Raw genomic sequence first — 22,501 nt, forward strand, 5'->3', positions numbered from 1 at the left:
TTAGAAGACCGACCAGCCGGTGCGGTCCGAGAGGTCGGCCAGGGCTGCGGTGCCGGCGAGGGAGTTGCCCTTGGCGTCCAGGCGCGGGCTCCAGACACAGATGGCGCACTGGCCGGGGACGATGGCCAGGATGCCGCCTCCCACGCCGCTTTTGCCGGGAAGTCCCACGCGGTAGGCGAATTCGCCGGCGGCGTCATACATGCCGCAGGTCAGCATGATGGAGCCCACGCGCTTCGCTTCATTCCGGGAGAGGACTGTTCCGTTGCAGCCCTGGCCGTCCCGGGCCAGGAAGAGACCGGCCTTGGCCAGCTGGACGCAGCTCATCATGATCGAGCATTGGCGGACGTAGTTTTCCACCACTGCGCCGGCTGGCTGGGTCAGGTTGCCGAAGTCCTTCAAAAAGTGCGCCAGGGCGAGGTTGCGGCTGCTGCTGGCCAGTTCGCCGGCTGCGGCCGCCTCGTCAATGAAAGGAACCTGCCTCCCCGGCCCCGGCTGTTGGTTTCCCGCCTGTTCGGTGAGGAACCGCAGAAGCTGCGTGGCGGCGTCGGGCGTTTCTTCCATCAGGTGGTCGGTGACCACCAGGGCGCCGGCGTTGATGAAGGGATTGCGCGGGATGCCGTGTTCGGCTTCGAGCTGGACCAGGGAGTTGAAGGACGTGCCGGAGGGCTCGCGCAGGACGCGGGACCAGAGCCGGCCGGCCCGGGTGCCCTGCAGCGCCATGGCCAGGGTGAAGACCTTGGAGATGCTCTGGATGGAGAAAGGGACGTCCGCGTCGCCCGAGCTGAAGACGTCGCCGGAGGTGGTGGCGATGGCGATGCCGAAGCGGTCGTAGGGAACGTCTGCCAGGAAGGGGATGTTGCGGGGGACGGTGCCCGTCTCCCGGCGGGGCCGGTGGTCCCGGACGATGTCGTCGATGAGCGCGTCCAGGGGTGCGGTGTCCAGTGTTGTCGTCATTTCCTGCCTGCTGGGTGGTTGGCGGCGGCCCATTCCTGGATGTGGAGCAGTGCCACCAGGGAATCGCGCGGGTTGCCGAAGTCGAGTCCGGTCACCCGGGCGGCCTTGCCCACCCGGTAGTAGACCGTGTTTTTATGCAGTTTCATCCGTCGTGCGCACTCGGCCACGTCAAAGGAGGCATCGAAGTAGGCGCGGAGGGTTTCGGCGAGTTCGGCGTCCTCCTGGAGCAGCGCGGCCAGGCTGCGGTGGCGGAACGGGGAGGTGGAGAAGTTCCGGACCGCCTCGCGGTAGGGGATTTCCGCTTCGAAATCGCCCACGCCGGCCACGCGTGTTCCGGAGCCTCCCATGCAGGCCAGCAGGGCTTCGGTGATCCGGGTGGCCGTGTGGAGGGACAGCAGGTCCGGAACCATGGGGCCCACCGCGGCGACAGCGGTGATGCCGAGGTGTTTCCCGGCATCCCGCACTATGGCATCGGCCAGGGACCGCAGTCCCTGTTCAGCGGTGCTTGAGTGCAGGTCCGGCACGATCACGGCGGTGTCGCCATTGAACTGGCCGACGACGGCGGAGGGCTTGTAGGCGGCGGCGTGGATGGAGGCGAGGTTGGCCAGTTCTCCGTGCTTGAGAGCGGCGTCATCGGCGCGGGAGTCGGCGTCCGACATGCCGAGCAGGATCAGGGCCGCCGGGCGTTCCGCCGGTATCTTCCCGCTGTGGGCGCTGGCGGCGGCCTCCGCGGGACCGGACAGGAGTCGGACGATCCGGTCCTCCCGCATATGCACGGACTGCTGGTTGCGGTAGCGGATCAATTCGGCGGAAGCCCGCGCGGCGGAGCCGGTGAGGACGTATTCCACGTCGTCACCGAAACCCTCGCCGGTCTCCTGGAGCCAGATGTAGCCCATGATGCGCTCGCCGGCGAACAGTGCGATGGCCACCCGTTCGCGCAGCCCGTCCTGGGGGCGGGCCGGCACCCGGACAGGTTTGCGGGTGCGGTGGAGTTCCCGGTACGCGCCGAGGTCCTTGAGCAGCAGTTCGTATTTCCGTGGGCCGCGGCGGGCCAGGATGGATGCCTTGCGCAGTTCGTCGATGTCGTTGGTGACGGTGGAGTAGGCAAGGACCTTGTTCGCCGCGTCCTCGATCACCACATGGCTGGACGTCAGCCGTGCCGTGGTCTGCGCGATGGCGAACAGGTCTTCTTCCAGCAGGGTCAGGACTTCGCTTTGGTAGCTCCGCGGCTGGATCCGGTCCTTGGCGATGGAGAGCAGGCGGTCCCAGTCGGCGGCGGGGTCCACGAGCAGGAGGCCGGCTCCGGCGGAGAGCAGGAGTTCCTCGGCTTCGGCAAGGTCCGCCCGGCTGCCTTTGACGGCGACGACGGGCGGCGGGTCCTTGAGGAGCCGCCGCAGGGCAGGCAGGGCCGACCGTCCCCGGACGCCGATCAGCAGGACAAAGGCGCCGCGGGCGTCGACTGCCTCGTCGTCGGCGTCGACGATCAGGAAGCGTTCGATGGCACGCGCCGACGGGCCGGGCCGCAGGATGAGGCTGGCGAAACCAAGGGGCAGGTCCGAGAGGATGTCATCCACCGTAACCACGGACATGGGGGTTCCTTTTGCGTCGATCCCGCCGGACGGCTCTGTCCGGTCACCTCATGGTATCCAGCGCAAAGTCCCCGAAATATGGATCGCCGTCCAACCTTTACGGCGGTTTTTTGGTTCCCGGCCTGAGGCGGGCCAGGACCCGGTTAACCCAGCCCCTGGCCCGCCTTCACGCTAGATCCAGGCAGGGGCGGCGGGTACCTGCTCCAGCGGCCCGTCGCCGTGGGTTGCGGTGGTTCCGTCCGTGCCCCTGCCGGTGGCCCACTGGGCTACGGCGGCGAGGGAGCCGGAGACGACGGTGGGCGAGGCGGCTGCCGTGTCGCCGAAGACCATCGCGGAGGGCTGGCCGGTGACCTCGACCACAAGGTCCTTGTCCGTGCCGCGGGCGTGCCAGGCGCCGGTGATGTCCGTGAGGAGCCGGGCCAGGACGGGTCCGGGGATGTCCTTGAAGGTGGCGCCGTTGTCCAGGTCCACGGCGTGCACCCAGACCTCGCGGGTGCGCATCCACACGGTTTCTTCAGCCGGGACGGTCCGGCCCTGGACGGTTTTGACCTTGTGGTGCCAGTTGTCGGCGGGCAGGTCGCGCCATTCGACGTTCAGGTGCACCGCGGAGTGGTCGAACAGGTTCCGCAGGGCGATGGGGGAAAGGGTGGCGCCGAAGTCGATCTCGTGGTTGCGGACCTCCACCGACGGATACATGGGTGTCTCCACCCCGGTGGCTGCCCATTCGACTAGCCGTGCGATGGCCCGCGCGTTATAGCCCACGTGGGCTACAACGTGGCGGCGGGTCCAGCCCGGCAGCAGCGAGTCCCCGTCCAGGTCCGCGTCGGAAAGCTCATTGAGCTTGCGGGCGAAGAACGCGGTGCCGCGCCGGGCTTGCAGCAGCCCGTCGAGCAGGACGGGATCGGTGGCCTGGTCGTGCCGGGCGACCATCAGGCTTCCTTGACCACGCGGTTGGTCAGCTGGCCCAGGCCCTCGATGGTGGTCACCAGGACCTGGCCTTCCTGCAGGTAGCGCTTGGGGTCCTGGGCGTGGCCCACGCCGCCGGGGGTGCCCGTGGCGATCACGTCGCCCGGGTTCAGCGTGATGATCGTGGAGATGTACGAGACCAGGAATTCGGGGGTGAACACCAGGTCCGAGGTCGGCGTGCTCTGCTGGATGTCGCCATCCACCGCGGAGGTCATCAGCGGGCCGGGGGTGAATTCGTCCTTGGTGACCAGGGCGGGGCCGAAGGGGGTGGACTTTTCCCAGGTCTTGCCCTGCAGCCACTGGACGGTGCGGAACTGGTAGTCGCGCATGGAAATGTCGTTGAGCACGGCGTACCCGGCAATGTGCTGGGCGGCTTCGGCTTCGGGGATCCGGCGACCGGCCTTGCCAATGACGACGGCGAGTTCGGCTTCCCAGTCCACGGTGTCCGATTCCTGGGGCAGGGCCAGGTCGTCGTTCGGCCCGATCAGGGACTCTGCGTACTTGGCGAACAGGGTGGGGTGGGCCGGGACTTCGCGGCCCATCTCCTTGATGTGGTTGCGGTAGTTGTGGCCCACGCAAATGATCTTGCCCGGGGCGGGCACGACGGCGGCAAGGTCTGCGCCATCCAAGGGGTGCGTTGCACCACTGGCCGCCTTCGCCGTGGCTTCCCAGGCGGGGTCCTTCAGCAGGGCCCCGACGTCGGAGAAGCCCGGGATCTCGGTGAGGGTGTCGCCGTCCTGGCGGACCGCCACGGTGTTGCCAGTGCCGGTGCTGCCGTTGTCGAGGCGGAGGGTGAGGAGTTTCATTACTTGGTGCGTCCTTCGATGTAGGTGCGGTTGAAGTTCAGGCGCTCAAAGATGGGGGCGTCGGAGAACCGGAACAGATCAAATTCCGATTCCGCCTGCAGGGACCAGGCGGCCCAGGAGGGGACGACGAAGAGGTCGCCCTTGGCCAGGACCCGGGTTTCGCCGTTGAGGGTGACGGTGCCCGTGCCGTCGAAGACCTGCCAGACGCTGGAGCCGACCTCGCGGACGGTTTCGGTCCAGGCGCCGGCGCGGAGGCGGTGGAACTCGGCGCGGATGGTGGGCATCACGTCCCCGCCGGTGGTGGGGTTGGTGTAGCGGATGGCGGCATGGCCTTGGGAAACCGTGGCCGGATGGCCCTCGTCCTCCAGCAGTAGTTGTTCGCGCAGGGCGGCGTCGGTGTACTTCCACCGGTAGGCAGCGATGGGGGAGTTGGTGGTGTTCTCAAGGCCGGAGAGCGGACGCAGGCCGGGGTGGGCCCAGAGCCGCTCGGAGCGGGAGATGTCGGGGGTGGCCTCGTCGGTGACGCGCTCCGTGCCGAACTCGAAGAACCCCGCGTCGGCGTAGTGCACGAACGGGATGTCCAGGCCGTCGATCCAGGCCATCGGCTCGTCGGTGTCGTTGTGGTGGCCGTGGAAGTTCCAGCCAGGGGTGAGCAGGAAGTCGCCGCGGGACATCCGCACGGGATCGCCGTTCACCACGGTCCACACGCCCTCGCCTTCGACGACGAAGCGGAAGGCATTTTGGGAGTGGCGATGTTCCGGGGCGGTTTCGCGGCCGCCCAGGTACTGGATGGCAGCCCAGAGGGTGGGGGTGGCATACGGAGTGCCGCCCAAGCCCGGGTTGGCCAGCGCGATCGCCCGGCGCTCCCCGCCGCGGCCCACCGGCACCAGGTCTCCTGCCCGGGCGGCCAGCGGGTACAGGTCATCCCACCGCCACACATGGGGCACGGCCTTGGGCGACGGGACCATCGGCATCAGGTCCGCGATCTCCGTCCACAACGGAATCAGGTTCTCTTTGTCAAAGTCCCGGTACAGCTGCTCCAGCTGGACAGCCTCCTCAGGGGTGGGCTCGGGAACGTGGTGTTCCTGCGCCACTGACTGGTGCGTTTGGTTTTCAGCGCTGATCGACACTGGCCTTCTCCTTGCATGCGGACTGACTGCGACGTGCATCCGACACTAAGGAGGTGGGGCTGTGATCCCGAGCATATTCTGTAGAGCAGAAAAGAGGCCCGCTCACTCCGGCTTTGATGTCCCGTTGCCGTCCACCGGATTCGCGGCGATGTCGATCTCCAGCTGCCGCCGGGTTTCCATCATGACGCCCACCAGCCCCGCGTCGAACAGCTTCCGGAACCTGGCCACCGGAGTGGCCACGCTCAGCGCCCCCACCACCATGCCCTTGCCGTTGTGCAGCGCCATCCCGAAGGCGCTGATGCCTTCCTCCGTGCCCTCGAAATTGGCGGCAAACCCGTTCGCGCGGATAGATTCGAGCTCGCGCAGGAACGCCGGGTACTCGTCGTCGGGAATGTAGTCCCCGGCGAGTTCTGCGTTCGGGCTGCGGAACAGCTGCTCCAGCACGGCGGGGTCGAGCTCGGCCAGGATGGCTTTGCCGCCGGATGCCTTGTGCGCGGGCAGCAGCGTGCCCTGCCGGTCGCCCACCCGAAGGATGTTGGTGCTTTCCACGGTGTCCAGGAACCGGACCTTGGTGCCCACCCGGATCATGAGGTTGACGGTCTCGTTGGTGCGGGCGCACAGCAGTTCCATGTGCGGGCGCGCCAGGTCCCGCAGCTGCCTGGTCCAGCTGAAGCCCGCCGGACCCGCACCCATCGCCGGACCGGGAACGTAACGGCGCGTTTCATCCTGCACCGCAAAGCCGCGGTACACCAGCATGGCCAGGAGCCGGTGGGCGGTGGAAGGAGCCACGCCGAGTTCCTCCGCAGCGTCCTTCAGTCGCAGGCTGCCAACGTCCCGCAGGAGCTGGAGGAGCTGCAGGGCGTTGTCCACGGCCTCAATGGAGTAGGTGGGCTTCCGCCGCGCCGGAAGATTCTGCATGCCAGAATCTTATGGGCGCGGCGGGTACCGCGCCAGCAGAGTGGTGGCATGAATCACACAACTTCCGCTGCAGCGCCGCAGCGCGCGGCCGCCCCCACTCCGGGCGCGGGCCGTTCCGGGTTCCACCGGCGTTCCGTGCTCGCCGTCCTGGTGTGCTGGCTGCTGGTCGTGTTCGACGGTTATGACCTGATTGTCTACGGCACAGTCCAGGCTTCACTCATCAGCGATACCGGCTGGGGCCTGACCAAGGCCACGGCCGGAACCATCGGGTCGATGGCATTCGTCGGCATGATGATCGGTGCAGTCTTCGCGGGCAGGATGTCCGACACCTGGGGCCGCCGCCGCACCATCATCGGCTGCGCCGTCGTCTTCTCTGTCTTCACCATCCTCTGCGCGTTCGCCCCCAGCGCGCCGGTCTTCGGCGTCCTGAGGCTGCTGGCCGGCATCGGCCTGGGCGGCCTGGTGCCGTCCGCCAATGCCCTCGTTGCCGAACTGGTTCCGGAAAAATGGCGGTCCACCATCGCCACGCTCATGATGTCCGGCGTTCCCATCGGCGGCTCCATCGCGGCACTGGTTGGCATCCCGCTCATTCCGGCATTCGGCTGGCCCGTGATGTTCCTGGTGGCCGTGCTGGCCCTGGTGGTGGTGGTCCCGCTGGGCCTTCGCTATCTTCCCGAGACCCTGCCATCCGAACGCTCCGGTGCCGCGGCCAAGGAGCCCGCGGGTTTTGGGTCCCTGCTCCGGGCACCGTTCGTGGGTGCCAGTGTCCTGTTCGCCATCGCCACCCTGGTAACCCTCTTCGCCTGGTACGGGTTGGGAACCTGGCTGCCCAACCTCATGCAGCTGGCCGGCTACAACCTGGGCTCCGCCCTGACGTTCGCCCTCGCCCTCAACCTGGGCGCCGTGGCCGGGTCCGTGCTGACCGCCTGGGCGGGCACCAGGTTCGGGCCGGTCCCGACCGCGATCGCGGCAGCGGCTGTGGCCGCCGCCGCCCTGGTGGTCCTGGTGACCGGGCCGCCCGTCGCCGTCGTCTACCTCATGCTGGTGCTCGCCGGCGTGGGAACGCACGGTACGCAATGCCTCATCATCGCCGCCGTCGCAAGCCACTACCCGGCGCACCTGCGCGGCACCGCACTCGGCTGGGCGCTTGGCGTCGGCCGGATCGGCGCCGTGGCCGCCCCGCAGGCCGGCGGCCTCCTCCTTGCCGCCGGATTGGGCGTCAATTCCAACTTCCTGGCATTTGCCGGAGCCGCCGGCGCAGCAGCAGTCCTGCTCGCGGCCATCGGCACCAAAATCAAGAAATCGACAGCAGTAGGAGTTTCCAATGTCTAACGTCAAAGAGTCCACCGATGTCCTCGTGGTGGGTGGCGGCATGGCCGGGCTGGCCGGAGCGCTGGCACTGCGCGAAAACGGCGCCGACGTCACGCTCGTTGAGGTGGCACCGGCCTTCGGCGAAGTGGGGGCCGGCCTGCAGATGGCGCCCAACGCCTCCCGCGTCCTCAAGCGCTGGGGCCTGCTCGAGAAAGCCCTGGAAATCGGCGTCCAGCCCAAGCACCTGGTGTTCCGCGACGCGGTCACGGGGGAGGAACTGACCCGCCAGACCCTCGGCGGCGAGTTCGAGGAGCGCTACGGTGCCCCGTACGTGGTGATCCACCGCAGCGACCTGCACCGGATCCTGCTTGAGGCCTGCCAGGCGGCCGGGGTCACCCTGGTGAACGACGTCCTGGTCCAGAAGGTCGAGACCGAGGGGGACAAGGCGCGGGCCTACACCGCCAAGGGCGAGGTGTTCGAGGCCGACGCCGTCCTGGCCGCCGACGGTTTGAAGTCCACCCTGCGTGCCGCCGTCGCCAATGACGGTCCCGTCTCCTCCGCCTACGTGGCCTACCGGGGCACCGTGCCGATCACGGAGGAGACCCCCGCCGCGGACCTGGAGGACGTCATTGTCTACCTTGGCCCGAACTGCCACCTGGTCCAGTACCCGCTGCGCAAGGGCCAGCTGCTGAACACCGTGGCCGTCTTCAAGTCCGCGTCCTTCGAGCGCGGCGAGGAGCAGTACGGCGGCGTTGACGAGCTTGAGGCTGCCTACGCCGGCTGCGTCCCGGCCGTGCAGGAGGCCCTAAAGAACCTGGCCACCGGCATCCGCTGGCCCATGTACGACCGCGACCCCATCGAAAACTGGGTTGCCGGACGGATGGCCCTGATCGGCGACGCCGCCCACCCGATGCTGCAGTACCTGGCGCAGGGCGCATGCCAGGCGCTCGAGGACGCCGCCGTGCTCCAGGACGCCACCCAGGGACTGGTGTTCACGGACGAGGGCGTTAACCCGGGGGCCTGGGAAGCCGCCTTCCAGGAGTTCAACGAGGCCCGCGCCGCCCGCACTGCCAAGGTCCAGCGCACCGCCCGGATCTGGGGCGAGTCTTGGCACGTGGACGGCGTGGCACGCGTCCTGCGGAACATGCTCTTCAAGAGCCGCGGCGACAACAACTTCCAGTACAACGACTGGCTGTACGGCCGCGGGGAGCCCGGCGTTCCCGCCGAGGTTCCGGCCGGCGCTGCGGCCAAGGGAAGCCTCGTCGGCGCCTAGGCGCCACACCCCAGGCGGTCGTACGACGGCGGGTGGCTCCCGCCGTCGTACGCCCGCCTTTTGTGGTGCGGGCCAGGACGCTGGCGGCCCTCAGCTGCCGGTGGCCTTCTGCGGTGCCTCCGTCCTGCGGATGACGTACGTGACCAGCAGCGCGAGCTGGGTGATGATGGCAATCCCGAGCGTCAGGGCCGCGAAGGCTGTGGCGAGCAGCGAGTACAGCGCAGTCACCAGCGGAACCAGGATGTAGGCGCCGGCGACCAGGAGGGCGCCGAGGGCCAGTACGGCAAATTCGAAACCGCCCAGGAGATCGAGCCGTCCGGGCCGGCCAAGGGCGCGGGAAAGTCCAAGGCCGGGAAGGGCGCCGGCATTGCGCGGGGCGGGGCTTGCGGCCCGGAGGACGCCCCCGCCGTCAACTGCGTAGGGATCTTTCATTGCCTGCTTCTCCTTGTGCTGACGAGGTCCGCTTCTTTTGTCTTGGGAGTGGGCACCCAGTGCACCTGCCGTTTTCCGCGCCACCAGTCGAGGACCGCGCGGAGGGCCGCGGAGCTCTCGACCAGCCCGGCGATGGGTGCGAGCAGCACCGACCGGGCGATCTCGGTGTTTTTCTGCAGGGGGTGGAGGGCGGAATCGGTGACGTTATGCCAGGCGCCAATGAAGACCGAGCCGAGCCACATGGCGCCCACCGCGGCCAGCCATGCGCCTTCCGGGCCTGTGCCCGGAGCGTCCCTGCCCAGGAGTAGGGCCTGCAGGGACTGGAAGAGGAACAGGGGCAGGGCCGCCATGCTAAGGACGCCCACCAGCGAGCCCAGGGCGAAGGTGGCGATGCGGTAACGCGTGCCCCAGACCAGGCCCGCCCGGGTCCTCCACGGCAGGGACATGAAGTGGCGGTTGCTGGGCAGGTCGGCCATTCCCTGAAGGACGCCGAAGATCCAGCGGTAGCGCTGCCTGAAGGCACTGCGGACCGAGAAGGGGGCCTGTTCCAGCATCAGGCACCCGTGCCAGCCGAAGATGTCCCGCCCATAGGTGGCGAAAGCTTTCATCCCGAAGACGTAGTCCTCGGCGATGAAGGGCTGCCCGTCCAGGCAGCCGATGTCCCAGCCGATCTCGTTTTCTAGTTCCTCGTCGATCGCCAGGTTGGAGCCGTGCAGGTGAAAGGGCGTGCCGGACTCCATCACATGCCGGCATTCGTAACAGACGATGGGCCGGTTCGCTTCCATGGCGCGGCATAGAGGGGAAGACCGGAGGTAGTCCAGGGGATAGTAGATGGGCCCTTCCAGGACTTTCTTGCGCGTTGTGGCGAGGCAGTCGATGAGCTTGCGGAGTTCAGCCGGCACCATGACGCTTTCCTCGTCGTAGTGCACGATGAAGGTCCGGCCTGGTTTCCTGTTCCACCCTTGCCGGCGCTGTTCGACGGCGTAGTGCAGCCCGCGTGCCTTCAGCCCCGTGCCGTTTGGTGTTGCGTAGCCGCCCGGCAATGCAAGGACGTCCACAGGCACCGGCGAGCCCTGGAAGGTACGTTCCAGCGGCCACCGCTGCTCCGCCGTTTCAGTCACCACCTCCACCGAGAGGAAGCGGGAGTAGAAGCCGGGCGCTTCCCGGGCGAGGTCCATGACGTTGCGGATTCCGCGGGTGATCACCTCCGTGCTGCCCGCGGAGCCCCTGGTGGTGATCTGGATCTTGACGAAGGGTACGTCCACTGCGGCGAGGTCCGGCGTGGAGACGGGCTCCGGGCGCCGGTACCGCCTCCAGTGGAACAGGAAGCTCCACCAATACGCCACCATGCGGAGGCCGATGATGCTCACGCCCACGAACAGGGCAGGCCCCAGGATGGCCAAGGCAGCGTCTGCCGGGTTGTTGTCCATGGATCCGTCCTTTGGTCAGCGGTGGTTGGCACCACTATGCGGACGGATCATCAAGGAACGGGGTGGGGAACCGGTAAAGAACGCTCAAGAATTGGTCAACCGGTGGGCGCGGGACCGGTGGACTCCCTGATGGTCAGGTGGGTGGGCATGACGGCCAACTGCCGGCTGGCGTTTCCGGAGAGCGGGTTGAGCTGGGCCAGCAGCATGGACACCGCCACCCTGCCTGCCTGTTCTATCGGGCTGGAGATCGTGGTCAGCGGGGGATTGCAGAAATCGGCACCGAAGATGTCGTCCGATCCGATGATGCTCATGTCGTCAGGGACCCGGAGGCCGCGGGCCTTCAGGCGCTGGAGCATGCCAATGGCCAGCAGATCGTTGAACACAATGCAGGCTGTGGCACCCGTCCGCACGGCGGCGTCGGCCGCGGCGGCTCCCGACGTGGTCTTGGGAGTGTACGGGCCGATCCGGTGGACCTCCATCCCGCGCTTGGTCGCATCCTCCTCGAAGACCTTCCACCGCATCTGGTTGGACCACGACGTGGGCGGCCCGGCGACGTAGCAGACCTTGTGATGACCCAGGGAGGCCAGATGCTCCAGGGCCTGGATGATGGCGGAGGGCGTATCGATCATGACCGTGGGGGCGCTGGTGGACGCCCGGTTGAACGTCACCAGGGGCTGTGACTGCGAAACCTCCGCCAGCTGTGCGTCCGTCAGGCGTGAGGCGGCAAGGATGAAGCCGTCGGCGGACTTGCGCATCTTGTGCAGCGCGTCCAGTTCCATTTCGCTTGACTCCTCGGTGTCCACCAGGAGCTGGGTGACGCCTGCGGCTTTGAGCTGGTGCTGGGTGCCGCGGATGATGTCGAAGTAGAACGGGTTGGTGATGTCGGGAACCAGGACGGCCACGGCATTGGTCCGTCCCGAGCTCAGTCCCTGTGCCTGGGAGCTCGGTACGTAGTTCAGTTCCGCTGCCGCCTCTTCGATCCGCGCCCTTGTGCGTGCGTTGACCCGCTCCGGGCGCGAAAGTGCCCGTGACACCGTGGACGTTGCCACTCCTGCCAGTTCTGCGACGTCCCGGATGGTCGGGTGGCGCTCCCGCTGGGCGCCCGAACCACTCCCGGCAGCGGTTGACGCCTTTGTTGCTGGGTCTGCCATCGCTGCGGACCTTTCCTCGCGGACCGGCTTGGCCGGCCAAATGGGGTGTCCGGGGCTGCCCGCCACGGATACCTGATGCATCAATATGAGCATTTATGGCAACTTTTGGCAACCGCTTGCCACGCGCTTGCCAACTTCCTAGACTGGCATTCGAGTCGCCTGCAGTGATTTCCGCCACAGGACGGATGTGGCCATGTGGGTGTCCTAGAGGAGAAAAACAATGAGGTTTAAATCGACTACTGGGCTTGCGGCGATCGTCACGGCTGCAGCGCTCGCCTTGACCGGTTGTGGATCCGGAGGCTCCGGAACCGGCGGCGGAGGTTCAACCAACGCCGACGGGAAAGTGGACGGCACAGGCAAGACGCTCAACGTCCTGGTGGGTGTCCTGCCGCAGTATCCCGAGCAGCAGAAGCAGTGGCAGAGCGACATCGCCGCGAAGTTCAAGGCCGAGACCGGGGCAGACGTCAAGTTTGAAACCTTCGCATCGGCCAACGATGAGCTCACCCGCATCCAGACTTCTGTAGTGTCAGGCCAGGGCCCGGATATCTACGGGCTGGGCACCACCTTCACTCCCACGGCCTATGCCACCAAGGCCTTCGTCACCCTCTCCGAGGACGACTGGAAGAAAGTGGGCGGCAAGGACCGCTTCAACCAGGCCGCGCTCGGCATTTCCGGCCCGGACAAGGACCACCAGGCAGGCATCCCCTTCGTCAGCCGTCCGTTCGTGATGGCCTACAACAAGGACATCCTGGCCGCTGCCGGCATCGACAAGCCTGCCACCAGCTGGGACGAACTGGCGGCGCAGGCCAAGAAAATGACCAACGGCGACACCTACGGCATCGCCACCGGCTACAAGGACAACTACGATCCCTGGAAGTTCATCTGGGCCATGTCCGTGCAGGCCGGCAACCCGCTGGTCGACGGAAACAAGCTGAAGATGGACGATCCCGCCGTGAAGAAGGCGTACCAGACCTACTTCGGGTGGCTGACCGAGGACAAAGTCGTTGACCCTGCCTCTGTCGGCTGGAGCAACAGCAACGCCGTGGCCGCTTTCGCCAGCGGCAAGGCCGGCTACCTGATGATGACCACTGCCACCTCTATCCCCACGCTCGATAAGTCCGCCATTGCCGGCAAATACGAGTACACCCTGATGCCCACCATCGCCCCCGGTGAGACGCAGTCCAAGTCCGACTCCGAGGCAGCCAGCATCCTCTCGGGCGACAACCTGGTGGTCGCGGACTACTCCAAGCAGAAGGACCTGGCCTTCGCCTACATCAAGCTGATCACCTCCAAGGAAGAGCAGCTGAACTACCAGAAGACCTTCGGTGACCTGCCGGCCAACGCCGAAGCCCTCGCCAGCCTGACCGACCCCAAGCTCAAGCCGATGGCTGACGCCGCCGCCAAGTCCAAGGCCACGCCGTTCACCGGTGCCTGGGGCGACATCCAGCTTGCCCTCCTCAACGTCACCGTCCAGTCCGTCCCGGACCTGGCGGCCGGAAAGGTGGACGAGTCCGCCCTCGAATCAAGGATCAAGGACGCCCAGAACAAGGGCCAGGCTTCCTTGGACCGGGCCTCCAAGGGATAAGTTCCGATGTCAACCGACGCCTCACATGAAGTCCGGCTTGCGGCGGATACCGCCGCAGGCCGGGCGCCCCGGAACGACGACGCCGGGCAGCAGCCGGGCCACAAGGGCGGACTCCGCCGCAAGGGCCTGAGCGAACGCAACCGCCCGCTCTGGATGCTCATCCCCGGCGGGGCCTTGATGATCATCATCATCGTGGTCCCCCTCCTGCTGGGCATCTACATGTCCGCCCTCAACCTGGACCAGTACACCCTCCGGAAGTGGATCAGCTCGCCGTTCATCGGCGTGGAAAACTTCGTCGAAGCGGTCACCGATTCCCCACTGCTGCACGCCGTCTGGCTGAGCGTCAGCTATTCGCTGCTCGCCATGGTGGTGACGCTGCCCCTGGGCATCGCCGCCGCGGTGGCCACCCAGAACGCATTCAAGGGCCGGGCATTGATCCGCTCGGTCTTCCTCATCCCGTATGTCCTCCCGTCCTTCGTGGTGGCAACCGTCTGGCGGACCATGCTCCAGCCGGGCGGAATCGTGGACGAGGCCCTTGCCACCGTGGGGATCCACGTTGGGCTGTGGCTGAACGGCCCCCAGACCTTCTGGACGCTGGTCCTGGTCCAGATCTGGGCCTCCTGGCCTTTCATCTACCTCCTGGCCCTCTCCGGGCTCCAGTCCGTTGACCATGAAGTGCACGAAGCCTCGGCGCTGGATGGGGCGCTGTGGTGGAACAAGCTGCGGTACGTGATCTTCCCCTACCTGAAGGGCCCCCTGGCGCTGGCCTTCCTGATCGGCATGCTGCACCACATCAACAACTTCACCCTGCCGTTCGTGCTGTTCGGCGTCCCGGCCCCGGCCGACGTCGAAGTCCTGCCCATCCTGACCTATGTGACCAGCTTCCAGAGCTTCCGCTTCGGGCTGAGCGCGGCGATGGCCTTCATCTCCCTGGTGCTCATCGCCATCCCGCTGTTCGTCTACCTCCGCGCCGTGAAGCTTGACGACGCCGAAACACCAGGAGCCAAGAAATGAGCACCACGACAGCCACCCGGCACCGTGCACCCACGACGGACATTCCGCGTCCGGGTTCACACCGCCAGCACGAGGTGCTGCGGCTGCTCCCCAACCCGCTGCTGATCTTCGTCCTGTTGTTCCTGGGCGCCATGGTCCTGATCCCGTTGCTTTACATCTTCCTGGCCTCCGTGAACTCGGACATCGGCGTAGCCAACGGCGAGTTCTGGCCGTCCACGGTCACGTTCGAGAACTACTCGAAGATATGGACCAGCGTAGGCCTGGCCACCGGCCTCACCAACAGCGTGCTGGTGGCGGGCGCAACCGCTGTGGTCTCCGCCGCGATGTCAGTCTCCACCGCCTTCGTGCTGGTCCGCTACACCTTCCGCGGCAGGCTGACCATCCTGCGGGGCCTCCTGGCACTGCAGTCCGTTCCGGGCACCCTGATGGTGCTGCCCGTGTTCGTCCTGTTCTCCTCGGCCGCGACGTACCTCGGCATCCAGGTCATCGGAACCCAATGGGGCCTGTTCGTCACCTACCTGACCTTCGCCATGCCGTTCTCCACCTGGGTGATGGTCACCTACCTCCGCGGGCTCCCCAAGGAACTCGAAGAGGCGGCAAGGATCGACGGCGCGTCCAACCTGGGAGTGCTCTTCCGCATCATCCTGCCGCTGAGCTGGCCCGGGATCGTTGTCTCCGGCATCTTCGCGTTCCTGCTCGGCTGGAACGACGTGCTGTTCGCCTCGGTGATGACGCGCCCCGAAAGCCAGACCGCCGCCGTCGCGCTCCAAATCTTCGGCGCTTCGCAGGAAGGCGGCGCGATCCCGTACTACGGCCAGATGATGGCGGCGGCCCTGGTGTGCGCCGCTCCCGTGGTCATTCTTTACCTGATTTTCCAGCGTTACCTAGTAGGCGGGCTGACCGCCGGAGGAGTTAAATAACCATGGTTTCGACCACCTCGGTCACCTGGCAGCTGTCAGGCTTCGGCGATGAGATCGACGACGACCCCGCAGTCCAGATCGCAGTGCTGCAGGCCCTCGGCGCCAACCACATCGAAGTCCGCAGCGCCTGGGGCACCAACATCGTGGACCTCAGCGACGAACAACTCCAGGCCCTGGCGTCCCTGCTGGCGGAGAAGGGGATGAAAGTCTCGGCCATCGCTTCGCCCATCGGGAAGGTGGACGTCAGCCTCCCCGTGGAACACGAGGTTGAGCGGCTGCGCCGGGCGGTCAATGCCGCCAAGGTGCTGGGCGCCAAGTACATCCGCATCTTCTCCTTCTATTACGGGGAATCAGTGCAGGTGGAGAGCATCCGGGACGACGTCATGGAACGCATGCGGGCCCTGGCCGATGTTGCCGAGGAAGCCGGCGTGATCCTGCTGCATGAGAACGAGAAGGACATCTTCGGGGACACCCCCGACCGCGTCCTGGACATCATCGAGACCGTCAACTCGCCCGCCTTGAAGGTGGCCTGGGATGCCGCGAACTTCGTCCAGGTGGGCGTGAAGCCCTTCGACGAAGGCTACGCGAAACTCCGCCCGCACCTGGAGTACCTCCAGGTCAAGGACGCCCTCTTTTCCAATGGCCACGTGAAGCCCGCCGGTGAAGGCGACGGAGACGTGCTCAGGACCGTGGAGGCCCTCAAGAACGACGGCTACCAAGGATTCGCCTCCCTTGAACCGCACCTCGCCGGAGCCCACGGGCTGGGCGGATTCTCCGGCCCCACCGCCTTCGGCATCGCAGCACGCGCCTTCGCAAAAGTCACCGCAGAAGCAGGAGTCCAGACCGCATGAGCACCCTTAACGTAGCCATCACCGGATGCGGAACCATCGGCCGTACGCACGCCGTTGCCCTGCGGGAGTTCCCGGACGTCCGCATCGTGGCCCTGGTGGATGCCATTCCCGCGGCGGCCGAAGCGCTCGCCGACTTCATCGAGAAGCAGGGCGGCGAGCGGCCAGCCCTTTACACTACGCAGGCGGAGGCCTTCGCCGCCGAGGACATCCACCTCGTGGCCCTGGCCACCCCCAGCGGCCTGCACATCCAGCAGAGCCTGGAGGTCCTCGCCGCCGGCAAGCACGTGGTGATCGAAAAGCCCCTCGACGTCGACCTCAGCCGCGCCCAGGAAATCGAAGCCGCCGCCAAGGAGGCAGCCGCGAAGGGCATCGTCGCCTCGGTCATCAGCCAGCACCGGTTCGACCAGGCCAGCGTCGCCGTCTCCACGGCCATCGCCAACGGCCGCTTCGGCAAGCTGACGTCGGCCATCGCCTCCGTTGCCTGGTGGCGCAGCCAGGGGTACTACGACTCCGGCGACTGGCGCGGCACCTGGGCCATGGACGGTGGCGGCGCGCTCATGAACCAGGGCGTCCACACCGTGGACCTCCTCCTGTGGTTCATGGGCCGCCCCGTGGAAATCTTTGCGCACACGGCACGGCTCGCCCACGAACGGATCGAGGTGGAGGACACGGCCGTAGCCACCGTCACCTTCGAAAACGGCGGCGTGGCGGTCCTGCACGCCACCACCGCCGCCTACCCGGGCCTGACCGTACGCGTTCAGCTGATGGGTTCCGAAGGTTCGGCGGTGGTGGACAACGACCGCCTGCAGTACTTCCACAGCAGCGACGCCGGCGGCGAATCGGCGGACATGGGCCTCCAGGGCGGGGGCAACCAGGCGGAAGAGGAACTGGCCAAGTACCCGGAGGAGGACTACCAGGCAGCCGATCCCACCGTGTACCCCGCCGGGCACGTCAGGCAGTACCGGGACATCCTCGCAGCCGTCGCCGGCGGAACACAGCCCGGCGTCACCGTCAGCGACGCCGTCAACGCCCTCGCCGCTGTGCGTTCCGTTTACGTCTCAGCCACCCTCGGCCAGCCCGTCCTCTTTGAGGATGTCCTGGCCGGCAAGTACAACGACCTTGAAGTCCGCACCGGCAGCACCGCGGCAGAAAGCGCCTGAGGCCATGAAGTTTTCAGTATTTACGGCATCAACCCCCGAGTGGACACCCGAAGAAGCCGTCAAGCACCTGGCAGACCAGGGCTGGGACGGCGTCGAATGGCGCATCACCGACCAGGCCGACGCCGCCGAGCCGGGCTTCTGGGCCGGCAACAGGGCCACCGTCCCGCTCACCGGCATGGAAGACAACCTGCAGCGCATCGCCGCCATCACCCGCGACGCCGGCCTGGAGTTCTCCGGCGTCGGCGGGTACGCACGGTGTGACAACCACGCGGACGTGGACCGGATGCTGGCGGCCACAGCAGCGCTGGGCGCTGGCCAGGTCCGGGTAACCACCCCACCGCTGGGCACGGCTGCTTGGGGCAACGAACCGGCCAGCGGCACGCCGTATCCGGAACTCTTCAAGGGAGCACGCCGCGACTTTGAGTGGATCGCCGAACGGGCGGCCCACCACGGCGTGAAGGCCCTGGTGGAGCTGCACCACCGCACCATCACCGCTTCGGCCTCCTCCGCCTTGAGGCTGCTGGACGGGCTGGATCCCCGGCACGTGGGGGTCATCCACGACCTGGGCAACCTGCTGATCGAAGGCCAGGAGGACTACCTCCCGGCGTTCGAGCTCCTCGGCGACTACCTGGCGCACGTTCATGTCAAGAACGCCGTGTGGGTCAACAGCGGCGAGACCGACGACTCCGGTGCGGCCATCTTCCGGAACGAATGGGCCCCGCTGCGCTCAGGACAGGGCAGCGTGCTGGAGTACTTCAAGGCTCTCGCGGCCTTCGGCTACGACGGATGGGTGACGGTGGAGGACTTCTCCACGGAACTGCCGCTGGCCGAACGGACCGCGGACAACCTGGACTACCTCCGCTCCACCGCGGCCCTGGCAGGGCTCTCCGTCGCGGCAGGGAGGCGTTGAGCCATGGCAAAGCCGATAGCGGACCACCCGGACCGGCTGCTGCCGGCCGAGCCCGGGGTCCGGGAGATCGCCCGCTCGCTCTTCGAGAAGGTGGAGCGGCTCCCCATCATCTCCCCGCACGGGCACGTGGACGCGGCGGTCATCGAGAAGAACACGCCCTTTCCTGACCCGGCCGCGCTGCTGGTGACCCCGGACCACTACGTCACCCGGTTGATCCATGCCGGCGGGGTGCCCATGGACCAGCTGGGGCTCGGCGGCCAGCCCGCCGGTTCGCGGCAGGTGTGGCGCCACTTCTGCGAGGCGTGGCCCGCCTTTGAAGGAACTGCGTCCGGGTACTGGATCCGGCAGGAGTTCGCCCACGTCTTCGGGTTGTCGGAAGAGCCGTCCGCTGACAACGCGGACCAACTCTACGATGCCCTGCAGGCCAAGCTGTCCGAGCCCGGCTTCCGGCCGCGGGAGCTGTTCAAGGAGTTCAACATCGAGGTGCTCGCCACCACCGATGACCCCCTGGATTCCCTGGACAGCCACGCCGCCCTGCACTCGGACCCCGCTTTTGCCGGCCGCGTGCTGCCCACCTTCCGGCCGGACCAGTACCTGAACATGGCGCATCCGGCGTGGCAGGACAACGTGGAGCGCCTCATCGGTGCCGCCGGGGACGGCGCGTCCGGCTATGCGGGCTACATCAAGGCCCTGGAGGCGCGCCGGCGCCACTTTGTGGAGCGCGGCGCTGTCTCCGCGGACCACGGCGTGTTCACGCCCACCACGCTGAAGCTGGATGACGCCGAGGCGGAGCGTCTTTTCGAGCGCGGCAGGACGGGGCAGGCAAGTGCCGGCGACCGGGACGCCTTCGAAGCGCACATGATCTACCAGATGGCCCGGATGTCCGTGGAGGACGGCTTGGTAATGACCATCCACCCCGGCTCGTTCCGCAACCACCATTCGCCCACCTTCGAGGCGTTCGGCGCCGACACCGGCCACGACATTCCCGTGGCGGTCAATTACACCGAGGCCGTCCGCCCGCTCCTGCAGGACTTCGGAACGGCCAAGGACTTCCACCTGGTCCTGTTCACGCTTGACGAGACGGTGTTCTCCCGGGAGCTCGCCCCGCTGGCAGGCTTCTACCCCTCTGTGTACCTCGGTGCACCCTGGTGGTTCCTGGACGCGCCGGACGCCATGCTCCGCTTCCGTTCGGCGGTCACGGAGACGGCAGGATTCTCCCGCTCTTCGGGCTTCATCGATGACACCCGGGCGTTCTGCTCCATTCCGGCGCGCCACGATACCGCCCGGCGGATCGAGGCTTCCTTCCTGGCCCGGCTGGTGGCCGAGCACCGGATCACCGAGGAGCGTGCCCACGAAGTGATCGTGGACATCATCGACGCCTCCCCGCGGCGGGTGTTCAAGCTGTGAACGCCGTGCCGCCCGTACTCAACCGCAGCGTGAAGCCGCTGCCAAAGCCTCCGGTGCGCATCGTGCACCTTGGGCTGGGGGCGTTCCACCGCTCCCATCAGGCCTGGTATACGCAGCACGCCCCGGACGCGGCGGAGTGGGGGATTGCGGCGTTCACCGGACGCCGCCCGGACGCCGCAGAGGCCTTGTCCCGCCAGGACTGCCTCTACACACTCATTGAGCGCTCGGCCGGCGGGGACAGCTTCGAGGTCGTCGGCAGCATCGTGGAAGCAGTGGACGGCGCGGACGCGGGCCGGCTGTGCGAGCTTCTCGCCGCCAAGGAGACCGCGGTGGTTACGCTGACCATTACCGAGGCAGCCTACGGGCTGGCGGCAGATGGAACGTTCGACGCCGGGGCGCCGGGTGTGGCGGAGGACCTGCGGACGCTTGCGGCGGCCGCAGCCGGGGAGGCGGGGGTGCCCGGCACGCCTTTGGGGCGGCTGGTGCTGGCCCTCGCCCGGCGCAGGGACAGCGGCGCCGGACCGGTCGCCGTCGTCAGTTGCGACAACCTCTCAGCCAACGGCGACGTGGCGCGCCGCACCGTCCTGGGCCTGGCGTCGGCCTGGGGCCACGACCTGGCGGAGTGGATCGGGACGAATGTCAGCTTCGTCAGCACCTCGGTGGACCGGATCACGCCGCGCACCACCGAGGCGGACATCGCCGAAGTCGCCGAACAGTGCGGCTACAGCGACAACTCGCCCGTCGTAGCCGAACCCTTCCGGAACTGGGTCCTCAGCGGGGACTTTCCGGCCGGGAGGCCGCGCTGGGAGGAGGCGGGCGCCGTCGTCGTTGACGACATAGAACCGTACGAGAACCGCAAGCTGTGGCTGCTCAACGGTGCCCACTCGATGCTCGCCTACGCCGGCCAGCTCCGTGGCCACGCCACGGTGGCCGACGCCCTGGCCGATCCGGCGTGCCGCAAAGCCGTGGAGGATTTCTGGGACGAGGCCGCCCGGCACCTGCCGGGGGAGGAACTGGACATCCCTGCATACCGGCTGGCCCTGCTGGAGCGCTTCGGCAACGCCCGGATCGCCCACCGCCTGGCCCAGATCGCGGCGGACGCAACCACCAAGCTGCGGATGCGGGCTGTACCGGCCCTGACCGCCGAACGGGCGGACGGACGCAGCGGCTCGGGGAGCGCACTGATGATCGCCGCCTGGATCGACTACGTTGGTGCCGCCAGCGACTTCCAAGACCCGCTCGCCGCCGGGATCCACGCCGCAAACGCGCTCGAGGGCAACGGCAGGGTGGAAGCCCTGCTCCGCCTGGTCAGTGCCGGCCTCGCAGACGACCCCGGGATCGTTTCCATGGTCGGAGGGCTCTGCGGATCCTTCGCAGCGCCCACGGCGGTTTCCGCAACAACGACACATCTTTAGAACCCGCTTTTACGTCCGGAAGGAACAGTTTCTCCCATGAAAATCATTGCCGCCGATGTGTTTGTCACCAGCCCGTCGCGGAACTTCGTCACGCTGCGGATCACCACCGAGGATGGTGTGACGGGTATCGGCGACGCCACCCTGAATGGCCGTGAGCTCGCTGTTGCCGCATACCTGAAGGAGCATGTGGCACAGCTGCTGATCGGCAAGGACCCGCACCGGATCGAGGACACATGGCAGTTCCTCTACCGCAGCGCGTACTGGCGGCGTGGGCCGGTGACCATGGCGGCGATCGCCGCGGTGGACATGGCGTTGTGGGACATCAAGGGCAAACTGGCGGGGATGCCGGTGTACCAGCTGTTGGGCGGTGCCTCCCGGAACGGACTGCGGGCATACGGGCACGCGTCCGGCGCCGACATCCCGTCCCTGTTTGATTCCGTACGCGAGCACCTGGAGCTCGGGTACAAATCGATCCGGATCCAGACCGCCGTGCCGGGGATCAAGGCGCTGTACGGGGTAGCGGCGCAGGCCCAGGCGTCGGGGGAACGGTACGACTACGAGCCGGCCGGGCGGGGTGCGTTCCCGGTGGAAGAGGACTGGGACACCAGGGCGTACCTGCGGCACCTGCCCACCGTGTTCGAGGCGGTCCGGAACGAGTTCGGCCCCGAAATCCCGCTGCTGCACGACGGGCACCACCGGATGACCCCGATCCAGGCCGCGAAGCTGGGCAAGGCGCTGGAGCCGTACGACCTGTTCTGGCTGGAGGACTGCACCCCGGCGGAGAACCAGGAAGGCCTGCGCCTGGTCCGCCAGCACACCACCACCCCGCTGGCGATCGGGGAGATCTTCAACACCGTGTACGACTACCAGACCCTGATCAAGGAACAGCTGATCGACTACGTCCGGGCAGCGTCCACGCACTTCGGCGGCATCAGCCCGTTGAAGAAGGTCATGGACTTCGCGGCGCAGTACCAGATCAAGTCCGGCTTCCACGGCCCCACCGACATCTCCCCCGTCGGTTTCGCGGCGCAGCTGCATGTGGGCCTGGCCATCCACAACTACGGCATCCAGGAATACATGCAGCACTCCGACAAGACCAACGAAGTCTTCCAGCAGTCCATGACCTTTGTGGACGGCTACCTGCACCCTGGCAACAACCCGGGCATCGGCGTCGAATTCAACGAAGAAGCCGCCGCGGCCTACCCGTACCAGCAGGCCTACCTGCCCTACAACCGCCTGGTCGACGGCACTGTGCACGACTGGTGAAGCAGGCACGACT

Annotated in this window: 20 protein-coding genes; 11 read left to right on the forward strand and 9 right to left on the reverse strand. The window is 67.1% G+C overall.

The window, feature by feature from the left end:
* The 6 genes from AC3IMC_RS13215 to AC3IMC_RS13240 all read right to left on the reverse strand — a co-directional run bounded on the left by AC3IMC_RS13215 (window position 1) and on the right by AC3IMC_RS13240 (window position 6,363).
* On the reverse strand, window positions 1-954 hold the full coding sequence (locus AC3IMC_RS13215; RefSeq protein ID WP_490919000.1) for a glutaminase: 954 nt from the start codon (window positions 952-954) through the stop codon (window positions 1-3).
* On the reverse strand, window positions 951-2,543 hold the full coding sequence (locus AC3IMC_RS13220; RefSeq protein ID WP_490919001.1) for a PucR family transcriptional regulator: 1,593 nt from the start codon (window positions 2,541-2,543) through the stop codon (window positions 951-953). Before AC3IMC_RS13220 ends, AC3IMC_RS13215 begins: the two co-directional genes overlap by 4 nt.
* A 171-nt stretch (window positions 2,544-2,714) precedes the next feature.
* On the reverse strand, window positions 2,715-3,473 hold the full coding sequence (locus tag AC3IMC_RS13225) for a maleylpyruvate isomerase family mycothiol-dependent enzyme (protein WP_490919002.1): 759 nt from the start codon (window positions 3,471-3,473) through the stop codon (window positions 2,715-2,717).
* Window positions 3,473-4,315 (reverse strand): fumarylacetoacetate hydrolase family protein, encoded by an 843-nt coding sequence (locus tag AC3IMC_RS13230; protein ID WP_490919003.1) that lies wholly within the window; start codon window positions 4,313-4,315, stop codon window positions 3,473-3,475. Before AC3IMC_RS13230 ends, AC3IMC_RS13225 begins: the two co-directional genes overlap by 1 nt.
* Complete coding sequence (locus AC3IMC_RS13235) at window positions 4,315-5,445, reverse strand: cupin domain-containing protein (RefSeq protein ID WP_490919004.1); 1,131 nt, start codon at window positions 5,443-5,445, stop codon at window positions 4,315-4,317. Before AC3IMC_RS13235 ends, AC3IMC_RS13230 begins: the two co-directional genes overlap by 1 nt.
* 102 nt (window positions 5,446-5,547) lie before the next feature.
* Window positions 5,548-6,363, reverse strand: coding sequence for an IclR family transcriptional regulator (locus AC3IMC_RS13240; RefSeq protein ID WP_490919005.1), 816 nt, complete (start codon window positions 6,361-6,363; stop codon window positions 5,548-5,550).
* A gap of 48 nt (window positions 6,364-6,411) precedes the next feature.
* Here AC3IMC_RS13240 and AC3IMC_RS13245 point away from each other — a divergent pair, with 48 nt between their 5' ends.
* Complete coding sequence (locus AC3IMC_RS13245) at window positions 6,412-7,695, forward strand: MFS transporter (RefSeq protein ID WP_490919006.1); 1,284 nt, start codon at window positions 6,412-6,414, stop codon at window positions 7,693-7,695.
* Window positions 7,688-8,947 carry an FAD-dependent oxidoreductase gene (locus AC3IMC_RS13250; protein WP_490919007.1) on the forward strand — a complete coding sequence of 420 codons (1,260 nt, stop codon included), beginning with the start codon at window positions 7,688-7,690 and terminating at the stop codon, window positions 8,945-8,947. The genes AC3IMC_RS13245 and AC3IMC_RS13250 overlap by 8 nt, the downstream gene beginning before the upstream one ends.
* Before the next feature lie 90 nt (window positions 8,948-9,037).
* Here the strand turns inward: AC3IMC_RS13250 and AC3IMC_RS13255 are convergent, their stop codons facing one another.
* The 3 genes from AC3IMC_RS13255 to AC3IMC_RS13265 form a co-directional block, all read right to left on the reverse strand.
* On the reverse strand, window positions 9,038-9,379 hold the full coding sequence (locus tag AC3IMC_RS13255) for a hypothetical protein (RefSeq protein ID WP_490919008.1): 342 nt from the start codon (window positions 9,377-9,379) through the stop codon (window positions 9,038-9,040).
* The gene (locus tag AC3IMC_RS13260) at window positions 9,376-10,809 is read right to left on the reverse strand and encodes a glycosyltransferase family 2 protein (protein ID WP_490919009.1); all 1,434 of its coding nucleotides are present in this window, start codon (window positions 10,807-10,809) and stop codon (window positions 9,376-9,378) included. The genes AC3IMC_RS13255 and AC3IMC_RS13260 overlap by 4 nt, the downstream gene beginning before the upstream one ends.
* A 95-nt stretch (window positions 10,810-10,904) precedes the next feature.
* Window positions 10,905-11,960, reverse strand: a complete 1,056-nt coding sequence (locus AC3IMC_RS13265) for a LacI family DNA-binding transcriptional regulator (RefSeq protein WP_490919010.1) — start codon at window positions 11,958-11,960, stop codon at window positions 10,905-10,907.
* A 220-nt stretch (window positions 11,961-12,180) separates the two neighbouring features.
* Here AC3IMC_RS13265 and AC3IMC_RS13270 point away from each other — a divergent pair, with 220 nt between their 5' ends.
* Genes AC3IMC_RS13270 through manD form a run of 9 tightly spaced genes read left to right on the forward strand, consistent with a single transcriptional unit; the run spans window position 12,181 to window position 22,488 of the window.
* Window positions 12,181-13,545: an ABC transporter substrate-binding protein gene (locus tag AC3IMC_RS13270; protein ID WP_221385513.1), complete on the forward strand. Its 1,365-nt coding sequence runs from the start codon at window positions 12,181-12,183 to the stop codon at window positions 13,543-13,545.
* A 6-nt stretch (window positions 13,546-13,551) separates the two neighbouring features.
* Window positions 13,552-14,559 carry a carbohydrate ABC transporter permease gene (locus tag AC3IMC_RS13275; protein ID WP_490919011.1) on the forward strand — a complete coding sequence of 336 codons (1,008 nt, stop codon included), beginning with the start codon at window positions 13,552-13,554 and terminating at the stop codon, window positions 14,557-14,559.
* A complete protein-coding gene (locus tag AC3IMC_RS13280; RefSeq protein WP_490919012.1) occupies window positions 14,556-15,479 on the forward strand; it encodes a carbohydrate ABC transporter permease in 924 nt (307 codons plus the stop codon). Before AC3IMC_RS13275 ends, AC3IMC_RS13280 begins: the two co-directional genes overlap by 4 nt.
* Before the next feature lie 2 nt (window positions 15,480-15,481).
* A complete protein-coding gene (locus AC3IMC_RS13285; RefSeq protein WP_490919013.1) occupies window positions 15,482-16,330 on the forward strand; it encodes a sugar phosphate isomerase/epimerase family protein in 849 nt (282 codons plus the stop codon).
* Entirely contained in the window at window positions 16,327-17,490 is a 1,164-nt protein-coding gene (locus tag AC3IMC_RS13290; protein WP_490919014.1) for a Gfo/Idh/MocA family protein, read from the forward strand. The genes AC3IMC_RS13285 and AC3IMC_RS13290 overlap by 4 nt, the downstream gene beginning before the upstream one ends.
* 4 nt (window positions 17,491-17,494) lie before the next feature.
* The gene (locus AC3IMC_RS13295) at window positions 17,495-18,400 is read left to right on the forward strand and encodes a sugar phosphate isomerase/epimerase family protein (protein ID WP_490919015.1); all 906 of its coding nucleotides are present in this window, start codon (window positions 17,495-17,497) and stop codon (window positions 18,398-18,400) included.
* Window positions 18,401-18,403: 3 nt separating this feature from the next.
* The gene (gene uxaC / locus AC3IMC_RS13300) at window positions 18,404-19,807 is read left to right on the forward strand and encodes a glucuronate isomerase (protein ID WP_490919016.1); all 1,404 of its coding nucleotides are present in this window, start codon (window positions 18,404-18,406) and stop codon (window positions 19,805-19,807) included.
* On the forward strand, window positions 19,804-21,222 hold the full coding sequence (locus tag AC3IMC_RS13305; RefSeq protein ID WP_490919017.1) for a mannitol dehydrogenase family protein: 1,419 nt from the start codon (window positions 19,804-19,806) through the stop codon (window positions 21,220-21,222). The genes uxaC and AC3IMC_RS13305 overlap by 4 nt, the downstream gene beginning before the upstream one ends.
* A gap of 36 nt (window positions 21,223-21,258) precedes the next feature.
* The gene (gene manD, locus AC3IMC_RS13310) at window positions 21,259-22,488 is read left to right on the forward strand and encodes a D-mannonate dehydratase ManD (RefSeq protein ID WP_454486551.1); all 1,230 of its coding nucleotides are present in this window, start codon (window positions 21,259-21,261) and stop codon (window positions 22,486-22,488) included.
* The last annotated feature ends 13 nt before the right edge of the window (window positions 22,489-22,501 follow it).

It is taken from the genome of Arthrobacter sp. E70 (assembly GCF_058266945.1).